Origin of the sequence: Methanosarcina spelaei (assembly GCF_002287235.1) — an archaeon.
GTDB lineage: Archaea > Halobacteriota > Methanosarcinia > Methanosarcinales > Methanosarcinaceae > Methanosarcina > Methanosarcina spelaei.
This window is the reverse complement of the sequence record NZ_LMVP01000184.1, coordinates 1-3,332: the sequence shown is the minus strand read 5'-3', so window position 1 is coordinate 3,332 and position 3,332 is coordinate 1. Positions and strand designations below refer to the sequence as shown.

2 protein-coding genes and 1 pseudogene are annotated in these 3,332 nt (G+C 38.2%); all 3 read right to left on the bottom strand.

What is annotated here, in order from left to right:
* A partial coding sequence (locus ASJ81_RS10325; protein ID WP_245860033.1) for an IS1634 family transposase occupies positions 1–1,119 on the bottom strand: 1,119 nt, incomplete at its 3' end.
* Between the two features lie 270 nt (positions 1,120–1,389).
* The gene (locus ASJ81_RS10320) at positions 1,390–2,247 is read right to left on the bottom strand and encodes an SPASM domain-containing protein (RefSeq protein ID WP_170943276.1); all 858 of its coding nucleotides are present in this window, start codon (positions 2,245–2,247) and stop codon (positions 1,390–1,392) included.
* Between the two features lie 157 nt (positions 2,248–2,404).
* Positions 2,405–3,259, bottom strand: a pseudogene (locus tag ASJ81_RS10315) (hypothetical protein); the annotation flags it as partial.
* Positions 3,260–3,332 lie beyond the last annotated feature (73 nt).

The following is a 3,332-nucleotide window of genomic DNA, read 5'->3' as shown; positions in this document are numbered from 1 at the left end:
TTTTTTAACGGTTTTCAAATCTACTTTTTCAAACACAATAGAAGGGAAATCTGCAGTCCATTTTTCTGCTGCTTTTAATGCATCTTCTTCACAGAAGAAGTCCTCTCCTACCAGTTTTTTAAGCGACTTTTCTGCTTTTTCAAGTTCATTTTGAAGCTTCTTTCTGAGAGTTATCTCTTTCTTTTCTTTCATTTTATGAGAAAGCAACAAAACCCACTTTTGCTTGACTCCCCCATAATCAACAAAGGTTTGATAAAATGAGTATCTTTCATCGCTTTTCAGTGGCTTCAGGTTTAGATTTGCAGTTAGCAGTTCCTTTGCCTCATTAATTGTTGCAGGAACACGACTGATCCAGAATGACTTTCCTATATTATTGATATTATTGTCAGTGTAAAAAGAACTATCAGCTACATAGTACACTTTGCTTTCAGGACTTAAAGCTGATTTGAGAGACTTTATTGCTTCCAGAATTGTGCTTTTGTCGGAAGCATTCCCTGAATGAGTGTTCATAAAAAGGGGTATTCCATGCTGATTTACAATCAAACTTAGCACAAATTGTTTGAGATCCCATCTTCCGTTTTTGGGAATTCCAAAAGTGATATCAATAGACTCCGTTTCTTCGTCTTGATAATCACCATAAACGCTGACACTTGTAGTGTCAGCGTGTAAACAATGGACAGGAATAGGTAGACGAGCCATAATATGAAGAACAATTTCCGTAAACAGTTTTGTAGGACCATACTTTACTATTCTGTCAAGAGTTTCTCCGATAGCATATTGATTCAGATCTTCTCGTGTTACACCTTCTCCAAAAAGTCTTTCTATAGAAATATTCCTGAAAAAGTCAGGAAAAAGGTACAGACGTTGACCTATGAAACCAAGACCATTGAGTACCATGGCAAGGATGCAGACTGAGTGAGGAATCTTGTGATCCCTTTCCTTTGGGAGTTTCTCATCGATCAGTTTGTCAACTTCAAGTTCTCGGAAAACTCCAGCAATGAGACCAAGGTGACCTAAAAATCTTGTACGTTTTATTTCAGTCGAATACCCCGCTAGCTTGCTGCGGGGATGGAAACTTCCCCGGTAACCGTTGATAATAATAAAATTTCTCAATTCCATTTTCGATTACTAACTTCTGCTCACACTAAATTGTTTAGGGTTATTATTTCCTTTAACGGAATTTTGAGCGGTGGCGCGAACATACCCCGTTGCTTGCAGCGGGGTGCGCCAGCGCAACTTTGATTGAGGATTCGACTAGTCGACTGTTGTTTTTGTCTGCCATGGAAAATCAAGAAAAAAGATGTGAGAATAATTATATTAACTTATATGTTTACCTGCCGAATCTAGGATAAACTGATGGGGAAGCGTTCCTATGTTGTGTCTCCCAGTCTAGCTCCTCCGTGTAATATCATATTGCCTAACAAGACTTGCTGCCATTGTAATTTTATTCATATCCTCAAATATCAGCTCAAAAAATTTATCAAATAGTCCTTTCCATATACGACAGTTATATGTCATCTCCGAAGGAACATCATATTTGCCAAATAAAAGCTTATTACTAATAGGGCAACGTCCGCACCAAGGCCTGTATGCGCAAAGCCCACATCTTTCTGAATTGATGATTGACGCGTCTTTTATCTTCAGTGCCTCTTTGCACTCAGAAACATCTTTGAAAGAGTTTTCCATAACGTTCCCAAGTATCACCTTTTGATCACATCTTGCATCATTGCAGGGGTATACATTTCCCTGAAGATCATAAGCTATCTGGCCGTGAATGCATCCACAAGGGCTCATTAAATCTAAATATTCCGGTTCTTGGGCCAATATTACTTTCCTGAGCAGAAGTTCAAATGATGAATCCCAAATGGGAATATTTTGACTTTGATATTCGAGACAGCGCTTAGCTAATCTTTTCCAGAATTGGCTGTACATGTTTGGATCTATCCCTAAAATATTCCATGAGTTAGTTGCTCGCCCTGAAGAGAAAACTGGGTTGATTACAAATGGATATATTCCGAGATTGGCAAAGTTGTCAACTATGGCTTCGGGATCAGTGAGTGAATCTGCTGTAATAACAGCCATAGCTCCTACATTAACACCTACTCGGCGGAGTCGGTTGATATTGTCTAGAACTTTTATATAACTGCCATCACTTCCAGGCAGCTTTCTATATTTATTATGCACTGTCTCGATACCATCAAGAGATGTAGATACTTTTATGCCATTTGACACAATAAAATCTATCATGTCTGAGTCCAGAAGGATCAAATTACTGACCAAACGAAATGTAGGCTCTTTATTGAGTTTTCTGGCTCTTTCAGATATCTCTTTAGTACCTGCAGCAAAATAACTTAGGCATGTTTTTATACTGTACGTAAGTATTTTCGCAAACAAGCTCAACTATTTATTTCAAACATAATTGTATATTGCATAGGTTATTTCGTTGCGGGCACTTAGTCAAATATTTTAATGCTTGAGTATTTAAAAGGGCCTCCCCTCCCTGGTATTCAACGCAGAATGAGTTACCTGAAGATACTAGGATAAACTCTACTATTTTATCTAAAATCTCGAAGCGATTATATGCTATTGAAGTCAGCGGATTACTATGTATGGCAGATACTGCACAATATGCACATGTTTGATTGCATTCTTTAGTCAATTCAATTATGTGGAGGGTGGGAAGTCTATTAGAAAAACTAGTAATTGAGGAATCTTGGACACTCCTTATGAAGCTGTTACGTTGAATGAGTTCATTATTTTTGGAGAGAATCCAATCCCAGTTATCGTTCGTGGTAACCCTAAGGTCAATTATTTTCCTTTCATATGGAAGATCCTCTATCTCCACCACGACAAATTTCAGATAAGGATTATAGGATATAGTCTTAGTCAAGGCTTTAATACATAACGAAGTAGTTATAGTTTTGCTTTCGTAGATAAATGGACCATTCGGGGAAACTATTTTAATAAATGGAGATCTCTTCCACGAGCCATCGCCCGATTGCATTTGAATCAAATAAGAGAGGCCTTTTTGTTGTGCATCATGGGCATCTGAACTTTCAACTAAGGACAGAAGGGCTAGTGCAGTATCCAATGGATTGCTAGTTTCCTCCCCCCAGCCTCCATCACTGTTTTGTGAGTTTATGAGGTAACGTTCCGCTTCAAGAATGGATTTTGAGCTAGGATTAATGGCACGTAGAGCAATTAAAACTCGGAAAGTACCGTAAAAGTTTCCCCAATACCATTTGCTTGCCCAGAATCCTTTTTCTTCTTGACATAGTTAGGAGTTACGCAGTTGGCTTTTACCACATTGTTTTTAGCAACTCCACAAATAT

Coding starts and splice junctions, on each gene's coding strand:
- ASJ81_RS10320 (WP_170943276.1), bottom strand. CDS start 2,247: ATGATAGATTTTATTGTGTCAAATGGCATAAAAGTATCTACATCTCTT.